The organism is Borrelia puertoricensis (assembly GCF_023035875.1).
Taxonomy (GTDB): domain Bacteria; phylum Spirochaetota; class Spirochaetia; order Borreliales; family Borreliaceae; genus Borrelia; species Borrelia puertoricensis.
In genome coordinates this window covers 1-19,065 of record NZ_CP075384.1, presented here as the reverse complement: position 1 = coordinate 19,065, position 19,065 = coordinate 1, and the positions used below count along the sequence as shown (strand labels likewise).

Here is a 19,065-nt window from a genome sequence, read left to right as displayed (position 1 = left end):
GCATGTCAGAGACTATAACAAAACTTAAAGAAGAATATGATAAAAAGGTAAAAGAAATACAAGACCTAATGAAAAATCCAAATAGGGATCCTGGTCTTTTTAGTAATAATGTTGATTTTAGAGATAAGAATTTAACCTTTGCTAATTCTGGTGGAAGTATCACTTCAAAAGTAGATAAGTTAGAGAATTATCCTGTTAAAGGATATCCATACAAACGTGGTGTTAAGTTATCTTATGAGGCAAGTGATAATACTGAACCTTGTGTAGAAGCTGGGGGTGGTACTGATTTATATGGTATATGCATAGATATTGATGACTTTACTGGTATAGCAACTGTACTGCCAATAACAAATAATTTTACGGGATATTTAGTAGTAAAACAGAGCAGTCAAAGTTCAATTAATCCTGGAAATAAAATTAAAATTAATACAGATGGTGAAGTTGAAAATAACAGCAGTTCAGGTGGTGTTAATGGAATAGCCTTATCAAAGGCATTTCAAGTTAATACTAACTTATACATAGCATTAGTAAGTATATGTGGAAACAGAGGTAGTTAAGAATAGTGACTAGCAAAGCAAACCCATCAAAAGATGAACTTAGAAGTGATCATGATACTCAAACTGATTTTCAAATGGGTGATATTGATTTAAGTGATACAGAAGATCAAGAGCTTTTTAAGAATCTATTACAAGAATCCCAATTACAAGAGGATTCTACAAGATCAAAAAGACGAAGTAAAAGAAGCACCCCAATATTAGAAGAAACTACTGAAGGTAAGTCACTTAAAGAGATTATCTTAAAATTAAGGAAATACTTTAAGAGTTTTGATACTCAAGCTGCTGTGTTTAAAGCACCAACTACTTTTCAAGATAAAAACATAAGAGTAGATGCAATTTCACAATCTCTCTCAAGTAGTACAGATAAATTAGAAGAATACCCAGCTTTAGGATTTCCATATAAGCGTGCAGTAAAGCTAAAAGTAGAGACAGATACTAAAAAAAAATGACGAAGTTCAAGTTGAAGTTAGTGATGGGAATAACATGTATGGAATATGTGTTGATATTGATCCTTATACTAATGTAGCAACTATACTTCCTATTACGAATAATTTTACTGGATATGTAATTGCCCAAAGCTCTGATAGTTTTAAGATAGGTGATAAATTAGATTTTAATTCTAATGGAGAAGCTGTTAAATCATCTAATACCTCATCAGTCAAAATTAATGCTATAGCATTATCAAATAAATTTACAATACAACTTACTAATGATGAGAGTAAGAAAAGCAATGATGAGTATACATTAAATTTAGTTAAAATAGCTCTTTATGGAAATAAAGCCATTGGTTAAAGGAGAAGATTTACATATGTCAAATGTAACTCAGTTAGTACAACAATATGAAGAGAAAGCTAATAGTATTAAAAAGTTAATGAAAAATCCTATTAGTGATGCAGGGGTTTTTAGTAATAAAGTTGATTTTAGGGATAAAAATTTACACTTTGCCAACCAAGGTGGGACTGTAACTAGTAGTAAAGACAAATTAGAAAATTATCCTGTCAAAGGTTATCCATACAAAAGAGGAGTAAAACTAGTTGTAGAAAATCCAAGTACTTCTAATAACAATCCACACTATGAACCACATGTTGAGGTTGGTGGTGAGAATGATCTATATGGAATATGCAGTGATATAGATGAGTTTACTGGCATAGCAACAGTAATACCTATTACAAATAATTTTCAAGGGTATTTAGTAGCCAAACAAAATAGTGGTATAAAAAGAAAAGATAAAGTTAAATTTGATACAAATGGTGAGCTTGAAAAAGATAGCTCAAGTAATGGCAAAATTAATGCCTATGCTTTATCAGATGCAATTTCACTTGATGGTACTACAAACAAAATTTGCATAGTTAATGTAGCTATTTACGGTAATAAATCTAGATAAACTTAAATTAGTTAAAGGAGGTTAAAGATGTCAGAATTATATGATCAAAATTATTATGCAAAAGAAATAGCGAATATTTTCTCAGAAATTAAATTACCAGTATTTTATAACTGGTTTTCAAAAGAACAAATTGAAGATGTTGATTTAAAGATGGGATATTTAAAAACAATTAAATGGGATGCATTTCTTAATGCTAATCCTACAACATTAGTAAATGAAGTTAATACTATTGCAACCATTGGATTTCGTTCAGAGTCAGTGAGACTTAATTATTTAAAGTTACAATATAAATTTAGACACTTAAAACAAACTTCTGAAAAATTTTATAAAGATAATGATTATGCTGGAGATGTAAATAATAATTTACTTCCATTTGGGGAGGCATATAAACTTGCAACAAATGAAATAATAAAACTGATAAATCATTTTGTATTAACAGGTACTGTGTCAATCCAAAAAGATGGAAAGAATCAAAAACGAATGTTACCTAATATGTATGGGCTCTTAAATATGCCAGATCAAGTAAAAGAAGAGGTAAGTAGCAGCGACAAAGAAAAAATGGATAAAATATTTGAAAGTATCGAAAAGGGTCTTGCAAAATTAGAGCTAGGAGATGAATTCTCAACTCCTATGATGGTATTAGTTGATCCAGTAACAAGTTTAAAGTTAGTTAAACCATATGCAATAACAAATTCTTCTTCATCATCTAATGTTTATTCTTCTAATGATTCTTGGGAGGACTTCCTTATTAAGACAATAAAAGCTGTTAATAATAGAAGAGAAGTATATATTGAAACAAGTAATTTACTTCAAAATCAAATACTCATTTATCCATTAAATGCTGAACTAATTAAGTTCAAACCAAGTAAATATATGCTACCAATGCCAAATGAGCAAGTGGATAGAGATTCAACTGATATTGCACATTCATATCTTGATTTTGTACTTGGTGGACTCTTAGCAACAGAGAAAACAATTTTACGAGTTGATATTAAACAATCTTAAAGGTTAACCTGGTAATGCAACAGAGAACAGCTCAACAAGAGATAGAGAGACAAGAAGAAGAATTATTTATAAGCAGGCTTCACTCTAATATTATTTCCCTTTTGGGAATAAGCATAGAAGAATTTTCTATTCAAAGCTTTATGATGCAAATTAATCTCTTAGAGTCAATATTATTAGCTAATGGAATCCAGTCAGAGAAGCTTACTTATAATGATATCTTCTTGCTTACTTACTATCATATTGGATGTGAACTGAGGAAAAAGGGGATTGTCCGTGAACTTGAATTTGAGAGAATAAAGAGAGAAAAATTCAATGAACTTGAAATTGACTATCACCCTATATCTGATACTAGTCAATCTGACAGTTGTAATAAAAACTTCTGTTTACGATTTGATGCGTATCTAGATAAAGTTAAAAGAGATACTACTTCTCCTTCCTGTATAGGAGTTGTGTAATGAATAATCTTAGAGATAAGTTATCACAAATGTCACAACGTATGATATTTACATACAAAGCCCCTGCTCCTTTACGTTTATATAAATTTGAAACTATTACACTTGATGATAATTCTTATCAGAGGGTATTTAATAAAGAAGACTACTTAGAATTTACAGGCATTATTATAGATATAAGTCCCCAAGAATTAAGGATGATTTATGACTCAAATTTATTTGATTTACAAGGACTCTCTAAACTTTATACAAGTGATGAGATTATCTTCAATCTTCAAGATAGAATTTCTATAGGTGATAATTATTACGAAATAGTAAGTATTGACTCTTCTATTGGTTACCAAACACTAATTTTAAAGGATATTGTATGGAAATAGAGTTAGAGGTTGGTTGGTTTGGGGGCAGAGCTAATGTTGCACGCATGCATGAGATTGGCGCTAATAATTTACCAGTACGTAAACATTTAAGTGAAGTTGCTGCTAGTTGTGAGTTTAGAGAATATATCAGTAATGATTATATAAAAAATGAATTTAAACGTGATCCTAGATCTGGAATGAGTGCCATTGGAGAAGCATTTATAACTTATTATCAAAATTATGTATTGTCAAATAAAATCAAGCCTGAACTTAGTCCAAATACAATTAAGCAAAAACTAAAAAAGGTAGTGGTAATCCAGAAATTACTCTTGTTGATACTTCACGAATGCTAAATGAGATTAGTTATAAGGTGAATTGAGTGCTTATTGGGTTAGAGGTTATACTTATGCATATAATTAAAATACTAAATGACTTTAAAGAATATGCTCATGCTAAAAGTGAAAACATATGTAAGGTTATTAATACATATAATCATCCATATCTACTCTCTAATATAACTACGAGAGAACCTAATATTATTGCATTTAAATTTACATCTGAAGATGGCTTACTTGCTCACAACTCTCATTATGGTACTTTTTATGATAATATTTGTGAGTTTAATATTAACTTCCAAATATTTATTATCTCTCTTGTAATAAATTCAAATGACTATGATGCTTACAATAGAATGTTGACTTTATATAGTTTACTTAAAGAATTTTTACATAACAGAGTAAATAAATACACAGTTAAGGACGCTCATGAACCTGACTACATAAAACATCTCAATATCTATATACGTCCAACATCTAATATGCAAAATACAGGTCTCATTACTTTGGGAACAAAATGTAGTAACACTGCTTATAGCTCATCAGCTAGTTTTAAAGCTGGAATCCAAATATTTGAAAGGAAGGAGTAATACTTTGCCACAAGATACAATTAGTGTAAATCTAATTAATAATAAAGTACATAACACAACAATAAACTATTATTCTCCGTTACTAGTTTATAAAACATTGAAAATAAAGGTGAATAAAGATAGTGCAAATTATAAAGTCTTAAGTCTGACAATAAATAACTATGAAAAGCAAATAGAAGCATTAGAAAAGGAAGATAGTAATGGAGAGGATGAATTTACTAAAGAAAAGGAACTATTAAAGAATGTTATGTCTGATTTCTTTAACTCTCCCAGTGTAGCATTAAAATCTGCTATGCTCTTTATTTATAAAGATAAACCTGAGACTATTAAGACTTATCTTAAAACACACAGACACTCATTTGTTGTACTTATTAATACTTATGATAAAGATAATAATGGAGATGATGGGCTAGTTGTATACAAAGATGATTACTTGAAATTCAAGATGCCTGATACTTTTTTTGTTTTCTCTACTAAAGAGAGTGAAATAAAAGAAATATTTAAAAACCCAGGCTCCCTAGAGAAAACAAATAATATCGTTATTTATAGTAATAAGCGAGATAATCTACATCTTAAATTTACAGCTAAGTATTTATATGAAGCTTGTATGTTTCATAGTGTAAATCCATATGGCATGAATCTTGCTGCAAGACCACTTGTTGATGATGAAGTAATAACTAAACTAAGAACTGCAAATATTAATTTCTATTCTTATCTTAACGAAACAGGTCTTGATAAAGTATCAGCATTTAAAGAAGGAGTTGATCTTGCAGGAAATCCTATTGACCAGTTATTTACTTATCACTATATAAAACAAGAAGCAATAATTGAACTTATTAGAATTTGGAATATTAATAATAGACAAAATAGTAAATTATCTAGGTTGCAATTATCTGGAGCAAGAGATAATGCATATACATCAGCAATTGAATGCTTACTAAAGAGATATATAGAGAGAGGACTTATTGTAAGCTACTCAAACTTAAATATTATACTCTCACCATCACCACAACTTAAATTAGAACTAACTATTGATATTACTTATAACTACAGTATCAACTCTCTCTCTTTCATTATTACAACCAAAGATATAACTGATTACTTAAATAAACTCGAAAATTAAGGAGGAGATATGGGATTATATGATTTAAAGGAAGTTTATCTCTCTATCTCGGGAAGACAAATTAATAGTGGAAAATTAGAACTTACAAGTGAACCTACAACTAGAGCAGTAATTAGTAATGAAGACAGAGGAATGCCTGTTATCAGTCTTCGAGATCCAAAAACCATTACTTATATATTTAGTATTGAAGTAACACTTGGTAGTCATGATTACATATTACTAACTCAACTCTCTGATGACCAATTTTACAACATGAATGTAAGTAAAGAAGATAAAATGATGGATTTGGTATTTAATGATAGAATAACAACAAAAATAATCAGTAACTGTGCTGTATTTACTGAAGAACCATCAAGAAATTATTCGGCAGAAGCAGAAAAAGTTACTTTTGAAATTAGAGCTATCAATTGCCAAAAAATAACACCTAAAAATTAAAGGACACAAAATGATTACAAGATATAAAATGAACATATTAAGCAAAGATAAAACTTATGAATACCAAATAAAAGTATTACCTGTTTATACGTGGGACTCTATACTTGGATTTAATCAAGAAGAAGCCATAAATAAACTTAATGATGTTAAGTATTTGAAAGAAATAACTAATTTAATGATCAAACCCGGGTTTTTAGATGAGTTTTACGTAATACTGGATTACAATAGAGAATTCATAAGTTATTATAAAGATTATCTTATTGCTATTCTTTATTCTATAGAGTTTAATACATTTCATTTAGACTCAGAATTTAAAAAACCAGCCCTCCTTTTTCTTAAAGAATATGAGAATAATGTTGGTGATTTTGTTACTTTTGATTACATTACCGATGAATTTAATTATGAATGTGTAATTTCAAAACTTAAATCAAAGGCTAATAATGAAACATATAGATAAATTTGTTGAGAGTATTAATGCTACTCGTACTCGTTACTTTGCTTTAATTGACGATATAAAAAGACATAAATATTGGCTACCAATAATAACAAATATCTGTTCATACAAAGAAATTAAATGTATGACATACGATGAATTTATAGAAGTAAGCAAAATTGCTGAAGCTAAGATAGAGAAGGAAATACTTGAACTGATTTTATCTAAATAAGGACACTTATGGATAATAAATTTACCATTAAATTTAAAGGTATATTAGATCATGCATCAACGAAAAAAACATTAGAGAGAGACATATCAAAATTAGAAGAGAACTTAAAACCCAAACTTTCTTCTCTCAAAAGTACGAAAGATATAATTAAAGCTAATTTAAAAGATAAAAATGCAGAACTTGCAAAACAAAATAAATATGAACGTTTAAGAGAGCGAGTAGAGAAATTTAGACTCTCTGAGACTAAAAAACTAATGAAGCAAGGACATAGCTTTGAAAAAGCTAGACGTGAAGCTTTTAGACGTTCTACCATGTCTACTAAAGATCTACGTAATTTAGAATTTAAGTCACTTAAAGCAAACTCTAAAATACAACAAAATTTAATAAAAAAAAACAATTTGACTTCTAAAGTCATAATAGGAAGTGCAATTGGTAATATAATAGCTAGTTCCATTAAAGGTGCTTCCTCTAATATGTTTGCATTTGCAAAATCATCAGTAAAAGATGCTTCAGAAAGAAAACGAATAGGTACCCTAAACTCTAGAATTTTCAACACAACTGAAAAAGGCAAGCTATTAAATACTATATCGAGAATTAAAACATTTGAAAGGGGAACAACCCAAGAAGAATTCTTAAATAAAGCTGCTGTTATTAAAAGCACTCTTAAGAATGCTGGACTAGAGAATGAAACTAATTTACTTAAAGCAGTAGAACTAGCAGCTAAACTTAAGGCTAGTGGACTCTCATCAAGTGATGATGCTATTTCTTCCGTGGTTGACTTATTACGCGGCGAAGGTGGTTCAATCTTCAATCTAATGAGTCAATTTGATAAATTTGGTAACAAGTATCTTGAACATGCTGAGCGTAAATGGCAACAGGATACTTTTCACGATATGGGTTCAAGAGTAACAAAACTTGATGACGTGCTAAGTGATTTTAACGAATTAAATCTCACAAATACTACAAGCTCTTATGACTCTGCAACAAGTAGTATGGATAAGATAGATGAAGAATTAAAAAAATTAACTGCGTCCACATTAACACCTTTAATGGATTTTTCTGCTAAAGCACTTAAAAAGATCAATGAATTTAACTTTCATAAAGATATCGTTGATCCTATAATAAACGGAATTAAAAGCATTTTTAGTTTAGATAGACTTATTGCAAGACTTAAATCAATATTGCCCTTATGGATGGGAGGAGATAGTGGTGAGAGCTTATCAAAAATTACTCATGAAGATAAATCTATTACTACTCCTCCCAGTGGTACTTAAAATAGGGAGACATTTATGCAACCTATGGAAATATTTCAAATTATTAAAGATACTGTAACACAAATATTTGCTTTATTTAGCACAGATAATTTTATTGTTCTCTTCCCAAGACCTGATCTTAAGGGACTTGGGTATTTGCCCCAATTATTCTTTATTAAACCTAAATTTGAACTTATAACTCGTACTTATAACACCACATGTTCCAAACGTCCTGTAATCAATTACTACTTAAGGAAAGCTGAATATGTAAGTTATAACCCTGTACTTACAGGAGAAGTTATTGCTTTAAATGGTGGTGTACTTACAAGTCTTTATAAGAATATGTTAGCTCCACTGAAATTAACTCCTTTTGGTAACTCACTACTTGAATTTGATAGTAATTTAGTTAAAGAACAACTGGCTGGTAGACTTCAAGCACAAGTTCCCTTTACTGCTTATAGTCCAACTTTTGGCATTAAAGAATTAGTTGTAATTACTTCCCTAACATTTAAAGATGTGCCTTTCATAGATGAAGTTGAGCTTAATCTTAACATGGAAGTTATTAAAACCTTTCATTTGGATAAATACAAAGGATAAGCTTGTGATATTACTTAAATATGATTTTAAGATTGAATTTTACTCTACTATTAGCTCAAATAAAAATATTACTGGTGATGCAACACCAGAACACTCTCCTAAAATCATTATCAACACACAACATGGCATTTATGTTGATATCTCAATATCTAATATCTATTCAAGTTACAATTTTGTAAGGGCAAAACAAGCCAAACTTGTTCTTTGGAATTTACACCTCGATTTCAACAATCACATACATGAAGGAGATATTGTAAAGATATACTATAAAAAATTTGCTCATGAAGACTCATTTACATTTATTATGGCAGGTTATCTGGGAGTCCCAATGAGCAGTGACTATCCTAGTGGTGATTTTAGCATAGAGCTTGAACTTCATTTAGCATCAAAGAGTAATTTCTTTAACCGAGAACTTGAAACAAAACAATTTAAAGGAATGACGGTCCAGGACGCTATAAACTTTGCCTTTCCGGGTAGAAATATAATCAATATGAGCACTAATGACAGACTTAAAATCATAGAAGAGCATATTTATGCTAGAACTCCAAAAGAATTTATAGAAAAATTATCTAAAAAATATATACAAAATGTTATTGCTGATGTTGGTAATGGAGTTGATTTGGTTGAATGTAATTTCATATTCACAAATCATCAATTAACCGGTCCTGATGCTCATTATGAGTCACTTGAGGATTATGGTCTTGAATTTATCCCAAAGCAAGAAATTACTATAGGCACTACTCTTAATATAAGACTTATATATTGGAGAGCAAAGCTTACTTATACTCATAAATTAAAAGTTGGTGACAGAGTATCATTTAGAGATTCTTTGGGGAATATAATAAAGAGCACGATTTGTGAAACTAATGCTTCTCTAAGCAATACTGGTGAATGTTCACTTAACTTAAAGCTTTATGATGACATTAATCATCTAAAAATAAAGGAGAGGATATGAACTTTAATTATGAAATTTATAGAATGAATCAGAGCATGTCTGGTTCTGCTTTAACTCAAGAAGAGAGCAAAGAATGGATAGCTAACAATATATGCATATCAAAAATAGGAATTATAAAATCATTTAACAGCGATACTCAAGAAGGTATTGTAGACATTGACGAATATAAAGGACTTGAGATTCACACTCGTAATATATCAAATATTAGTCTAAGTCTTCACAAAGATGACAGAGTAGTACTTCTTCAATCAAGTATTAATCTATTTAATACAGATGACAATATATATTTTGATAAACATCATTTTTATATATTAAGTGCAATTGACCCTAAGTATCTTAAAATATATGCTAAACATAAGTTGGATATACGTAATGAGATAACTAGTCTTAAAGACATCTTAGAGGCAATAGTAAATGCTATTAATAACTTAAGAATTATAGGAAATTCAAGCATTGATTACTCTTCTCTCTCTTACTATACATCAAGAATAAATAGCAAAATTAATAATTTATTTAATTAGTTTTTTGATATTTTTGTTATACATTTCCTTTAAGTTAAAGGTTAAAGATTGATTTACATAGGTTAGTATGGATTTAAAGGTTGATTTGCAGTTTAATTTAGTATCAGGCTCAGACTTACAGATTGCTGATGGAATAGAAGAGCAAAAACAAAGATTATTTATTTTCCTTAAAACCCCTAAAGGAAGTCTTGCTCTAAATCCAACATGGGGATTTGATTATACACATATCCTTAAATTATGTAAGCTTGGCACTCTAGAGCAAATTAAATATTATCTCTACTCTGTTGCCCAAGAACTGGAAATTGATCTTACTGGAGTTAACATTAATATAAACTCAAAACTGCTGCAAATTACTCTCTATTTTCCTGGTGATTCTTTTCAAATGGAGATTTGCATATGAGTATTGCTTTTGATAATAATTTCGGCATTCTAAAACAAAATATCTCACAAATAATTAACACAAAGAGAGAATATTTAAAACAGACACACGGTATTGTGATAAAAGATGACCCATCATCCATTTACAACATAATAGCTGCTTCTCTTGCTACAGTAGAGGAACAAATAATTAATGAACTTAACCTTTTTATGGATAAACTTAAACCACAAGGTGAGTATTGGAAGGCTATAGAGTCTCATATAAGTGTTAAAAGCACCACTCATGAAGCATTAAGAAATGCTATACTGAACTTACCGAATGTAAAATACGTTAACATTGTAAGCACAGCAGGAAAAGCTAATATTTATCTTATTGTTAATGATACCATCTTAAACGACTCTAAGAACACAATTAAAGATTCTACATTCAAAGCAAACCTTTGGGAAGTACTTTATAGCACTATTCCTAGTGGCACTATCTTAGAAGGTGATATTGATATTGATGGAATAAATAGCCACAATCAAGTTAAATCTTATAAAGTCTCTCTAGGAAAGACTAAATATATCTATCTTAAAGTAAAATACAAACTGGACCTTAAAAATCACATTTATCTCAATATCGACATGCAAATAAGAGAAATATACAGGAGAATTATCAATAATAATTACTCTGACATGGGAATCGGTTTTGAATATCAAGATTTTACTGCTCCGGTTAATGAGATAAAAGGCATTCAAGGACTTAAAATTAACGCCTGCATTAAAGACAATCCTGAGACAAGTATAAGTAACATTAGCACAAGTGATTTTAAAGAGAATCAAGATATTGAAATCAGTCCATCAGAAATACTTAACTTCAGTCTCACTGATAGATTACTTATTGATATTCAAACTTAAGGAGATATATTGAGCATACCAGGTTTTCTTCATAAAACACAAATAGAAAAATTTATACGTTCAGAATTAGATTATGCAAATAAAATACTTGAAGAGATAAAAACTCTAAATTCTAATTTCTCTGGTATTATTGCTAGTAACTATCTATCTTCTCATTTTATTGCTGTCTGGTTATCAAACGTATTTAAAACTTTTCACTATAAAAGTCGCCCATTAAAAGAGCTTGCAAGCAATATTGACAGCGTCATTTTTGCCTTAAGACATATTGGTACTGATGAGTCATTTATTAGATTATTTAAAGCTTTTCTTAATGTTGATATTGAAATTACAACACCAGAAGCTGGGGTTATTAGTATTAAATTACTTGGAAGTATAAAAACTAATTTCATATCATATATTACTCCTAGTACTGCTGTTGGAGTAAAACCCAAACGTATACGCTTACGTCAATCAAAACAAGGATATGAAGATAAATATAAAATACTAGCATTCAATTTCATTCCTAAAGGATATTCTCATTCAATTTATGCTTTTATTAAAGGCATGATTCCTATAGGAAGAAAACTTAAAATTATTGACAATCAAAATATAGAAGTTGTTTCTTTTAACTAATGGAGGTATCATTTGTCAACAGATGAGAGACTTTTAATGGACGAGAATGAATTTATACAAATTAAAGATTTAAATAGGGTAAATGATATAAAAAATAGTGATTTACTTTTATTAGATGATGGTGTTGCAAGTTGTAATGCAATTACTTATGAAAACTTCCTTCAAAAGACTAAAGATAAAACGTTTAAAGGAGAAGGACTATCTTACTTTAAGGAAGTAATTAAAGACACTATTGCAACAGAACTTGCTGAGAATAGTGAATTTACAGATAAACTTTACTCTAAACTACTAAGCAAACTTATGAATAATGACTCAAGTTATAAGAGTAATTTATCTAGCTATATCAGAAGTGAGCTTACAAGTAATATGAGTTCTTATTCGCATTTCTCTAGTTCAGACAAATTTGTTACTATATCAACTTATAATTCATTACAAAAAACTACAATACCTGAATATTTATGTGGCATTCCTTCAAGTTTTAGCTCATCAAGAACATCAACTACAAGTACGCGCATTTATGAATCTTCTCTTAGAGATAGGGCTTATAAACTTAATATGACACAAAACACATCAAGTCAAGATGTTACACTTGTTTTTTATAAATTTGAAGATGGTAAACCCATTTATCTAGATGTTTATGTTGATATTGAAATCAATAGTTATCATGATGTTACAAAAAGAGTATATCTTCAATACACTGATGAATCAAGTAGATCAATTGTATATGAGAGAATAGGAAAAAATCTAAGATTAAATGATTATTCTCCTCTATTTAGAGGGTGGTATATGCAAAAACGTTCATATACAGGTGGTACAGTCCCCTCTTTAGTAAAACTGTAATTTTACTTTACAAAATATAAAAAAATATTAGTTTTTGGTACTTTTTGTAATATACTTTATTTATCTTTTTTATGTGAGGTTACAAGGTTAATGGATCATTTCACTTTAACTAAATTGTCTGAAATATCAGAACTTTTAATTAATATCAATGAAATTAAATTAATTGTCATTGCCACTTTTATTTTAGGTATAGGACTTATCTTTAAACCGGTAATTAAAGATATCATAAGTTTATTAGCAACTAAATTTAAAAGAAAACATAAAGGAAAGGATTAATCAATGACACTTGACATTAGTTCATTAAATACTGCTTTAAATGCAATAGAAACATTATTTAGTACACTGTCTAATTTTGAAGATGGCTCTTTTAACGTGAATGCTCATAAAATATTTATGCTACTTAATGAAGTTTACACAGAATACAGAATTATTTTCACTAAAAACATGGAAAGATTAGAGAATGCATTAACTCCCCAAATCCAAGAAGCATTAACTCCTATTAATAACAAAATACAAGAATTTATAGAAAAGGTTAATAATAATCCTGAAAACATGAGATTGCCAAAATGGGAAGGAATAAAAGAATCATATTCAAAGGAGTTATAAATTGAATTTAACTACTGCAAAATTAAGTATAGATATACTAAACAAATTTACAGAACTGCTAAAGCAAGACTCAAATACCAACACACAAAAATACATTAATATCTTTAGCAGAGTAGTAAATTACTTTTATTCTATGTACAGGGATAATTTAATTAAAAGGGAACAAGCTGAAAGCACGAAAATACTATCACAATTTGATGACATCTTAAGAATTAATTTAGAGATAATAGATAGCTCTAATGAACATTTAAGTAAAGAGAATACAAAACGCATTGCTTCACTACGTTTAAAGAGAAATAAGCTTATGCATGCTTATATTAATAAGCTTAAAGAAGAGGACAGAAATAATGAATAGACTATTTAAAGTTGTTTTCATTTGTGCTATTACTCTAATTATGAATTGCACAACCATTGCTTCCTTAACTAAAGAACCAACTATGCCAGATGATTCTAATTTAGAATCAATAAGTAAATACGAATCTGAACTCTCAAAATACGTACTTTATTTACAAGGATTTTTAGTTGATGCTAAGAAAAAGGTAAAGAATGAAGATTTTCCCAAATTTACTTTTTTTGATGCAAGCAAATTAAAATCAGAACATACAATCAAAGCATTAAACTTTAATATCTCCCTACTGCAAGAATATATCTCTCAAACAAAACCTATTGCTGAAGATGTATATAAAAGATATACGAAATTAAAATAATTTTAATGAGTAAGCCCCTATTGGGGCTTACCTTTTATGCAGATCTAAATAAACAATCAAATTCCTTATCAGTAGATAAATGCCCAAATAATTTCAGTGGACTATTACCAAGCTTATCTAAATCAAAAGCTAAAAATACATCAAACTTTTCTATCTTTTCTGGGTCTCTACTACTCTTACTAAAATACTCTTTTATCAAATTACACCAATACTGTATACTCTTTAATGTTTTATTTTTATTAAAGTATTCAAGTATACTCGAATCATCTCCAACCTGAATAGATTTAAGATATGAATTTATCTCTTCTAAACTGTTAAATGGTTTATTAAGAACAAATTTATGCATGTTACGTGCTGCTATGAGTAGATTTCTATAATACTTAAATTTATTTGTCTCTACATTGATCTTAGACTTAGATTGGTCAGTATGAACAGTGTTTTTATCCTCTACATTATTTCCTGATATATTTACTTGTGTATTCCCATTATTGTTTTTGACAAAAGCTTTAACTCTCTCTCTATTATTTTCTAGCTCGGGTAATGATGAACTAGCATCAGTGTCAACTTCACTCTCTATTGATAGGTATCCTACAAGAGCATATCTTTTATGATATGTTATGCATGAACCTACAAGTTGCGATAAAGTATTTTGATTCTTTGCCCCTAGAGAAGAAAATTCTTCTGTGTAAATAGGCGTATCAAATGACTCACAGTATCCACTACTTGGACTGTAAAATGTTGTTGTAATAACATTAATTGTATTATTTCCCACAACTTTAAATGTTGGACATTGCAGGAAATCAATATCTAAATTGTTACTCTTTATAACATTCTTTATCTCTCTGATTATCTCATTGAAATTTTGATATTTATACCCATATCCATTAAGATTCTTAGCAACACCACTTAAATTCATACGTAGAGTGTATAGAGATTTTAGAAAGTTTACCCTTGCTTGATTCTCATCAGTTACTAAAGCTTGATTATTTACTCTTATATCTGTTACTTTTATCTTTTGTTTACCCAGTTTCTTAACTGCTCTGCGCATTCTAGTTTTTGTCATATTTAAACTCCTATAATGTATTACTAAAACCAAATATATAGCAAAAACTAAAAATTTTCAATACCATTAACAAAAAAATAAAAATTTAGAGCTTAATTAAGAACTCTTAAATAGAATGTTTAATTAAGCTCTAAAGGCTATTAATGCCGAACATTATAGGTAGTCCTAAAATGATAGCACTACTGACAATAGGTAGCATACAACAAATCTAAAATAAAATCAATACTTATGTATAATAAATTTTTCATCCTATAAAGAATTCACTTATTAAAGACATAACAATAGATATAACTATTGGTAGTTCTACTGCCATAATAATAATTAACATTCTATTTCTTACATTAAGTTTTTCTAACAAAACTTTATTTGACATATCAAGCTTTTCCAATATTACTGCATTATTATTTTGGACTTCTTTAAGGAAATCCTTATCTACATTTTTAATATCTAAATTGGTTATATCATTTTGTAAATTCTTCTCTACATTAATGATCTGTTGTTCTAATGAATTCATCTTTTCTCTTAAAACTTCAAAATTAGAATTATCATTATGAAGTAAAATGAAATCCACAGCTTTTTCAGTAAACCCCTTATTTAAAAACTCCTTCCTTAAATCTTCTGTTCTATACATCTTATATGCTAAATTATTCATGAGTACTCCTTATAGCTAACCTTTTAAACTTTTAAATTTCTTCATAAACTCTTCTAGTAAATCCTTCTTGTCTTTAAAAAGTTCATCCATTAAGAAACTTGTAAACTTAGCATTTTTCTTATAAAAATCATAACTTTCTTGATTCTTAAGCTGAAATCTTAATGGCTTGATTGGATTTACTCTTGATTTCTTTATTGATGTACTTTCTTTAGTTTGTATATATCTTATAGAAGCCTGTATTCCATTAACAGTTATAAATTCCTCCTCTATAGAACCTGATTCAAGGGCTATTGCTAATTTTATATATTGATAAGCTTGGGATTTTGCAAGTCTAAATGCAGACAAGAAATCCCTAAAAGAACTAAAGCCACCTTCTATATAAAGTTTATTTTCATTAATTTTTTTTAAGATTTTCATAGTGTCAATACTATTATATATTTCTGTTTTAATATTATTCTGTAATCGGATTACTAAATTATCAAACTCTTCTTTTCTTTTATTTTGACTATTTGTATCAAGGATATAATTCAGATCCTTTTGGGGCATCCTGTTTTTGATTTTTAACTCAACCACTTTTTTGCTCATAACACATCTCCTTTTAACCTATTAATTTATAAATATAAATAATTTATATCTTAGAAAGATTGTCCGATGCATCGGACAATCTTTCCTTGCTAAATCAATAACTGTGTTTTAGATAAAAACAAATCTAATACTTCAACATATTCAGTAATATAATCTTTTGTAAAATCAAATTTCTCATTACATCCTATCCTCTTATTTAAATCTTCTCTTTCACTTATGACTCCTAAAAATTCATCTTGAGACTTTACAATATTCAATAAAGTTTTGTGTGTAATATTTTTTTTAAATCTAGTTATAATTATAAGAACAGGTATACCTGCTACTTCTTTTACAAATTCTCTCAAAACCTCGAATGCTTCGACAGACCATTTTTCAGCTGTCATAGGAGATATTACATAATCACTACTTATCAGAGATGCCTTTAATGTAAAATTTCTTTTGGGATTCGTATCAATTATTATGTAACTATAATCAGTTATTACAGAACTCAGCTTATTCTTTAACATCCCTTCAATAAAAAAATGACGATTTTCACAATAAAAATCTGTGTTTAAATCATCTACATTTACACAACTAGGTATTAGATCCAAATTATTACCAATATTAACAATAGTTTTACTAATATCTAAATTATTCTTTATAACCTCTCCTATATTTATTTTAAAAACCTCAATATTTTTATTTTCTAGTTCATCAGAATAATAACTTGTAATACTTGCTTGATCGTCCATATCAATTAAAAGTACCTTGCACTTGTCTGCTAGTAGGTTAGAAAGTATGATAGCACTTGTACTTTTTCCAACACCACCTTTAATTGATGCAATTGTTATCACCCTTGCTTTTTTTCTATCCATTTGTTTATAAGACCTCCATCTGATGGCTTTTTATTGTAAAATTCGTACACTTGTTGCTCCAAATTCGTAAGTTTTTCAATTAAAGATTTGTAATACTTTGTATCTGTTTTATCTTTTCTAAGTAAGTAAGAAATTCCTCTTAAATAGCAAAACACACTACCTTTTTTAAATCTAAATTCTATGTAATAAACTTTTGAAAATGTAGATGCCTTCATAACCCCATTATCTTCATATCTTCTAACTACATTTTTTATTGGTTTTCTATAACCATAATAAATACCTAAGAATTTATCATTATCTCTTAAAGCAAATAAACTGAAAAATTCTATCTTTTCTCTATTAAATAATCCTCTAAATGCAATAAAAAATTTGTATTGCTGATTTTTATTAATGCCAAATGAAAACAGATCCATCATAATCTTTGTATGATACAATGTTTTATTATTTTTATTTTCTATCTTGATAAAGATAGGTTTGTCTCTTTTATCCTTAATTTCTAACTTTTTCTCTTTAAGGCGTTCTAACACACTCTCCATAACTAATCCTTAACTAGTAATTTTTTTGAATTCCCCTAATTGTAAATTATCTTTATTATCTTCCATTAACTCTAAAAGTTCATGATAGTAATGGTTACTAAATATCTTGCTATATTCTAATTTGTTCTGTTTGCTTAAATAATTCTTTAATATTGGTACTAAAATCGATACGTCTACTTTGTGTCTTAATTGTTCAAGAAGTATGCTAAATACGTTATTTCTAATGTTTCCTTCATTTTCTTTTGCATTTTTATTAGCAAATTCAACTGTTTTTTTAAGTTTTACTATTATCTTTTTTAAATCACTGTATTTATCTTTTTCTATGATAAAGTGGGGTTTATTTTTATATTGTTCATATACGTTTTGTATTTGTGTTTCTAATTGTTTACTGTCATACCCTTCATTCTCTAAAGTGGCTTTTATCTCATCTAGTATCTTACTCAATTCTTTTTGTTTACTTTCAAGTTTACTGTTATTTGGTTTAATATCATTTATTCTTTTACACCCAATATCTTCAGCTATTTTAATAGCTTTCAATAATTGAATTTTAAAATCCTTGTTCGCTTCTAAATTCAAAATAGAGAGAAAAGCATTTGATTTAAAATTGCATTTCTTAGCGTACTTTTCTACTTGTAATTTTTCTATAGATTTTATTCTGTTCTTATCTTCTTTTTTATTATTATAAGTATTATTAATACACTCCCATTTTTCTACACTGCTATTTTTAGTGCAAGTCTTTTTAAAATAAGCATTAACACGTTTTTTATGTCTCTCCTCTTTTTTATCTCTAAAGTGTTTATTGATTATAAGGTGACATTCTTTTTTAGGATATTTAAGTTTGTAATGAACTTCAGTACCCATGTTAACACCCAAGTGTTTGTGATAATTAATTGTGACACCTAATATTTTTTCTAATTTATAGAGATAGCTTTGTAGAGTTTTAAGTTTAACAGGTTTTTGGTCATTTTTTTTCATATTATTATTAAAGTAATAAAGTATGTTGCTTTGAGTGTATTGATTAAGATTTAAGTTCATGTAATTTAGTGTAGATACTAAAACGATTAATTTGTGTTGGTGTTTGTTGGTAGTCTTTTTTGTGCTCCTCAT

General features: G+C 28.5%; 30 protein-coding genes and 1 pseudogene. 25 read left to right on the top strand and 6 right to left on the bottom strand.

Features of this window, described 5'->3' with window-relative positions:
- Nucleotides 1–2: 2 nt before the first annotated feature.
- The 25 genes and pseudogenes from bpuSUM_RS05325 (at nucleotide 3) to bpuSUM_RS05205 (ending at nucleotide 14,268) form a co-directional block, all read left to right on the top strand.
- Nucleotides 3–557 carry a DUF228 domain-containing protein gene (locus tag bpuSUM_RS05325; RefSeq protein WP_247066735.1) on the top strand — a complete coding sequence of 185 codons (555 nt, stop codon included), beginning with the start codon at nucleotides 3–5 and terminating at the stop codon, nucleotides 555–557.
- 5 nt (nucleotides 558–562) lie between these two features.
- A complete protein-coding gene (locus tag bpuSUM_RS05320) occupies nucleotides 563–1,006 on the top strand; it encodes a DUF228 domain-containing protein (RefSeq protein ID WP_247066733.1) in 444 nt (147 codons plus the stop codon).
- A complete protein-coding gene (locus bpuSUM_RS05315; RefSeq protein ID WP_430644659.1) occupies nucleotides 990–1,349 on the top strand; it encodes a DUF228 domain-containing protein in 360 nt (119 codons plus the stop codon). Before bpuSUM_RS05320 ends, bpuSUM_RS05315 begins: the two co-directional genes overlap by 17 nt.
- Nucleotides 1,350–1,365: 16 nt before the next feature.
- Nucleotides 1,366–1,941, top strand: a complete 576-nt coding sequence (locus bpuSUM_RS05310; protein ID WP_247066564.1) for a DUF228 domain-containing protein — start codon at nucleotides 1,366–1,368, stop codon at nucleotides 1,939–1,941.
- A gap of 27 nt (nucleotides 1,942–1,968) precedes the next feature.
- A complete protein-coding gene (locus bpuSUM_RS05305) occupies nucleotides 1,969–2,946 on the top strand; it encodes a hypothetical protein (RefSeq protein WP_247066562.1) in 978 nt (325 codons plus the stop codon).
- 14 nt (nucleotides 2,947–2,960) lie between these two features.
- Nucleotides 2,961–3,401 (top strand): DUF3890 domain-containing protein, encoded by a 441-nt coding sequence (locus bpuSUM_RS05300; RefSeq protein ID WP_247066362.1) that lies wholly within the window; start codon nucleotides 2,961–2,963, stop codon nucleotides 3,399–3,401.
- On the top strand, nucleotides 3,401–3,775 hold the full coding sequence (locus tag bpuSUM_RS05295; protein ID WP_247066729.1) for a DUF1506 family protein: 375 nt from the start codon (nucleotides 3,401–3,403) through the stop codon (nucleotides 3,773–3,775). Before bpuSUM_RS05300 ends, bpuSUM_RS05295 begins: the two co-directional genes overlap by 1 nt.
- Nucleotides 3,766–4,133 (top strand): annotated as a pseudogene (locus bpuSUM_RS05290) (hypothetical protein). The gene bpuSUM_RS05295 and the pseudogene bpuSUM_RS05290 overlap by 10 nt, the downstream one beginning before the upstream one ends.
- Nucleotides 4,134–4,679 (top strand): DUF764 family protein, encoded by a 546-nt coding sequence (locus bpuSUM_RS05285; RefSeq protein WP_247066726.1) that lies wholly within the window; start codon nucleotides 4,134–4,136, stop codon nucleotides 4,677–4,679.
- Between the two features lie 4 nt (nucleotides 4,680–4,683).
- A complete protein-coding gene (locus bpuSUM_RS05280; protein WP_247066777.1) occupies nucleotides 4,684–5,802 on the top strand; it encodes a DUF787 family protein in 1,119 nt (372 codons plus the stop codon).
- Nucleotides 5,803–5,811: 9 nt separating this feature from the next.
- Complete coding sequence (locus bpuSUM_RS05275; protein ID WP_247066775.1) at nucleotides 5,812–6,237, top strand: DUF1463 family protein; 426 nt, start codon at nucleotides 5,812–5,814, stop codon at nucleotides 6,235–6,237.
- 10 nt (nucleotides 6,238–6,247) lie between these two features.
- Nucleotides 6,248–6,694, top strand: a complete 447-nt coding sequence (locus tag bpuSUM_RS05270; protein WP_247066454.1) for a DUF1473 family protein — start codon at nucleotides 6,248–6,250, stop codon at nucleotides 6,692–6,694.
- Nucleotides 6,678–6,902 (top strand): DUF1322 family protein, encoded by a 225-nt coding sequence (locus tag bpuSUM_RS05265; protein ID WP_247066549.1) that lies wholly within the window; start codon nucleotides 6,678–6,680, stop codon nucleotides 6,900–6,902. The genes bpuSUM_RS05270 and bpuSUM_RS05265 overlap by 17 nt, the downstream gene beginning before the upstream one ends.
- A gap of 8 nt (nucleotides 6,903–6,910) precedes the next feature.
- A complete protein-coding gene (locus bpuSUM_RS05260; RefSeq protein ID WP_247066773.1) occupies nucleotides 6,911–8,176 on the top strand; it encodes a DUF759 family protein in 1,266 nt (421 codons plus the stop codon).
- A gap of 15 nt (nucleotides 8,177–8,191) precedes the next feature.
- The gene (locus bpuSUM_RS05255) at nucleotides 8,192–8,752 is read left to right on the top strand and encodes a DUF792 family protein (protein ID WP_247066546.1); all 561 of its coding nucleotides are present in this window, start codon (nucleotides 8,192–8,194) and stop codon (nucleotides 8,750–8,752) included.
- Between the two features lie 4 nt (nucleotides 8,753–8,756).
- A complete protein-coding gene (locus tag bpuSUM_RS05250) occupies nucleotides 8,757–9,707 on the top strand; it encodes a DUF693 family protein (RefSeq protein ID WP_247066771.1) in 951 nt (316 codons plus the stop codon).
- Nucleotides 9,704–10,228, top strand: coding sequence for a DUF777 family protein (locus bpuSUM_RS05245; protein ID WP_247066769.1), 525 nt, complete (start codon nucleotides 9,704–9,706; stop codon nucleotides 10,226–10,228). Before bpuSUM_RS05250 ends, bpuSUM_RS05245 begins: the two co-directional genes overlap by 4 nt.
- Before the next feature lie 67 nt (nucleotides 10,229–10,295).
- Entirely contained in the window at nucleotides 10,296–10,628 is a 333-nt protein-coding gene (locus bpuSUM_RS05240) for a DUF2634 domain-containing protein (protein ID WP_247066430.1), read from the top strand.
- Nucleotides 10,625–11,503: a DUF276 domain-containing protein gene (locus tag bpuSUM_RS05235; RefSeq protein ID WP_247066767.1), complete on the top strand. Its 879-nt coding sequence runs from the start codon at nucleotides 10,625–10,627 to the stop codon at nucleotides 11,501–11,503. Before bpuSUM_RS05240 ends, bpuSUM_RS05235 begins: the two co-directional genes overlap by 4 nt.
- Before the next feature lie 9 nt (nucleotides 11,504–11,512).
- Entirely contained in the window at nucleotides 11,513–12,115 is a 603-nt protein-coding gene (locus tag bpuSUM_RS05230) for a DUF735 family protein (RefSeq protein ID WP_247066528.1), read from the top strand.
- A 12-nt stretch (nucleotides 12,116–12,127) separates the two neighbouring features.
- A complete protein-coding gene (locus tag bpuSUM_RS05225; RefSeq protein WP_247066526.1) occupies nucleotides 12,128–12,955 on the top strand; it encodes a DUF685 domain-containing protein in 828 nt (275 codons plus the stop codon).
- Nucleotides 12,956–13,045: 90 nt separating this feature from the next.
- Nucleotides 13,046–13,231 (top strand): BlyA family holin, encoded by a 186-nt coding sequence (locus tag bpuSUM_RS05220; protein WP_247066419.1) that lies wholly within the window; start codon nucleotides 13,046–13,048, stop codon nucleotides 13,229–13,231.
- A gap of 3 nt (nucleotides 13,232–13,234) precedes the next feature.
- Nucleotides 13,235–13,561: a BlyB family putative holin accessory protein gene (locus tag bpuSUM_RS05215; protein WP_247066524.1), complete on the top strand. Its 327-nt coding sequence runs from the start codon at nucleotides 13,235–13,237 to the stop codon at nucleotides 13,559–13,561.
- Between the two features lies 1 nt (nucleotide 13,562).
- Nucleotides 13,563–13,916: a BlyB family putative holin accessory protein gene (locus bpuSUM_RS05210; protein WP_247066522.1), complete on the top strand. Its 354-nt coding sequence runs from the start codon at nucleotides 13,563–13,565 to the stop codon at nucleotides 13,914–13,916.
- A 40-nt stretch (nucleotides 13,917–13,956) separates the two neighbouring features.
- Entirely contained in the window at nucleotides 13,957–14,268 is a 312-nt protein-coding gene (locus bpuSUM_RS05205; protein ID WP_247066765.1) for a BBA14 family lipoprotein, read from the top strand.
- 34 nt (nucleotides 14,269–14,302) lie between these two features.
- Here bpuSUM_RS05205 and bpuSUM_RS05200 read toward each other — a convergent pair whose 3' ends face one another.
- The 6 genes from bpuSUM_RS05200 to bpuSUM_RS05175 form a co-directional block, all read right to left on the bottom strand.
- Complete coding sequence (locus tag bpuSUM_RS05200; protein ID WP_247066763.1) at nucleotides 14,303–15,331, bottom strand: ERF family protein; 1,029 nt, start codon at nucleotides 15,329–15,331, stop codon at nucleotides 14,303–14,305.
- 244 nt (nucleotides 15,332–15,575) lie between these two features.
- Nucleotides 15,576–15,983: a Bdr family repetitive protein gene (bdr, locus tag bpuSUM_RS05195; RefSeq protein WP_247066761.1), complete on the bottom strand. Its 408-nt coding sequence runs from the start codon at nucleotides 15,981–15,983 to the stop codon at nucleotides 15,576–15,578.
- A gap of 15 nt (nucleotides 15,984–15,998) precedes the next feature.
- Nucleotides 15,999–16,568, bottom strand: coding sequence for a chromosome replication/partitioning protein (locus bpuSUM_RS05190; protein WP_247066759.1), 570 nt, complete (start codon nucleotides 16,566–16,568; stop codon nucleotides 15,999–16,001).
- Between the two features lie 89 nt (nucleotides 16,569–16,657).
- Entirely contained in the window at nucleotides 16,658–17,422 is a 765-nt protein-coding gene (locus bpuSUM_RS05185) for a ParA family protein (protein WP_247066757.1), read from the bottom strand.
- Nucleotides 17,398–17,958 carry a DUF226 domain-containing protein gene (locus tag bpuSUM_RS05180; protein WP_247066755.1) on the bottom strand — a complete coding sequence of 187 codons (561 nt, stop codon included), beginning with the start codon at nucleotides 17,956–17,958 and terminating at the stop codon, nucleotides 17,398–17,400. Before bpuSUM_RS05180 ends, bpuSUM_RS05185 begins: the two co-directional genes overlap by 25 nt.
- A 9-nt stretch (nucleotides 17,959–17,967) precedes the next feature.
- Complete coding sequence (locus tag bpuSUM_RS05175; protein WP_247066753.1) at nucleotides 17,968–19,065, bottom strand: plasmid maintenance protein; 1,098 nt, start codon at nucleotides 19,063–19,065, stop codon at nucleotides 17,968–17,970.

What these genes read in the sequence shown, in the direction of transcription:
- bpuSUM_RS05200 (WP_247066763.1), bottom strand. Translation starts at nt 15,331, where the DNA reads ATGACAAAAACTAGAATGCGCAGAGCAGTTAAGAAACTGGGTAAACAA.
- bpuSUM_RS05295 (WP_247066729.1), top strand. Translation starts at nt 3,401, where the DNA reads ATGAATAATCTTAGAGATAAGTTATCACAAATGTCACAACGTATGATA.
- bpuSUM_RS05205 (WP_247066765.1), top strand. Translation starts at nt 13,957, where the DNA reads ATGAATTGCACAACCATTGCTTCCTTAACTAAAGAACCAACTATGCCA.
- bpuSUM_RS05175 (WP_247066753.1), bottom strand. Translation starts at nt 19,065, where the DNA reads ATGAGGAGCACAAAAAAGACTACCAACAAACACCAACACAAATTAATC.
- bpuSUM_RS05300 (WP_247066362.1), top strand. Translation starts at nt 2,961, where the DNA reads ATGCAACAGAGAACAGCTCAACAAGAGATAGAGAGACAAGAAGAAGAA.
- bpuSUM_RS05270 (WP_247066454.1), top strand. Translation starts at nt 6,248, where the DNA reads ATGATTACAAGATATAAAATGAACATATTAAGCAAAGATAAAACTTAT.
- bpuSUM_RS05310 (WP_247066564.1), top strand. Translation starts at nt 1,366, where the DNA reads ATGTCAAATGTAACTCAGTTAGTACAACAATATGAAGAGAAAGCTAAT.
- bpuSUM_RS05305 (WP_247066562.1), top strand. Translation starts at nt 1,969, where the DNA reads ATGTCAGAATTATATGATCAAAATTATTATGCAAAAGAAATAGCGAAT.
- bpuSUM_RS05325 (WP_247066735.1), top strand. Translation starts at nt 3, where the DNA reads ATGTCAGAGACTATAACAAAACTTAAAGAAGAATATGATAAAAAGGTA.
- bpuSUM_RS05220 (WP_247066419.1), top strand. Translation starts at nt 13,046, where the DNA reads ATGGATCATTTCACTTTAACTAAATTGTCTGAAATATCAGAACTTTTA.
- bdr (WP_247066761.1), bottom strand. Translation starts at nt 15,983, where the DNA reads ATGAATAATTTAGCATATAAGATGTATAGAACAGAAGATTTAAGGAAG.
- bpuSUM_RS05215 (WP_247066524.1), top strand. Translation starts at nt 13,235, where the DNA reads ATGACACTTGACATTAGTTCATTAAATACTGCTTTAAATGCAATAGAA.
- bpuSUM_RS05190 (WP_247066759.1), bottom strand. Translation starts at nt 16,568, where the DNA reads ATGAGCAAAAAAGTGGTTGAGTTAAAAATCAAAAACAGGATGCCCCAA.
- bpuSUM_RS05235 (WP_247066767.1), top strand. Translation starts at nt 10,625, where the DNA reads ATGAGTATTGCTTTTGATAATAATTTCGGCATTCTAAAACAAAATATC.
- bpuSUM_RS05255 (WP_247066546.1), top strand. Translation starts at nt 8,192, where the DNA reads ATGCAACCTATGGAAATATTTCAAATTATTAAAGATACTGTAACACAA.
- bpuSUM_RS05185 (WP_247066757.1), bottom strand. Translation starts at nt 17,422, where the DNA reads ATGGATAGAAAAAAAGCAAGGGTGATAACAATTGCATCAATTAAAGGT.
- bpuSUM_RS05240 (WP_247066430.1), top strand. Translation starts at nt 10,296, where the DNA reads ATGGATTTAAAGGTTGATTTGCAGTTTAATTTAGTATCAGGCTCAGAC.
- bpuSUM_RS05275 (WP_247066775.1), top strand. Translation starts at nt 5,812, where the DNA reads ATGGGATTATATGATTTAAAGGAAGTTTATCTCTCTATCTCGGGAAGA.
- bpuSUM_RS05245 (WP_247066769.1), top strand. Translation starts at nt 9,704, where the DNA reads ATGAACTTTAATTATGAAATTTATAGAATGAATCAGAGCATGTCTGGT.
- bpuSUM_RS05180 (WP_247066755.1), bottom strand. Translation starts at nt 17,958, where the DNA reads ATGGAGAGTGTGTTAGAACGCCTTAAAGAGAAAAAGTTAGAAATTAAG.
- bpuSUM_RS05260 (WP_247066773.1), top strand. Translation starts at nt 6,911, where the DNA reads ATGGATAATAAATTTACCATTAAATTTAAAGGTATATTAGATCATGCA.
- bpuSUM_RS05265 (WP_247066549.1), top strand. Translation starts at nt 6,678, where the DNA reads ATGAAACATATAGATAAATTTGTTGAGAGTATTAATGCTACTCGTACT.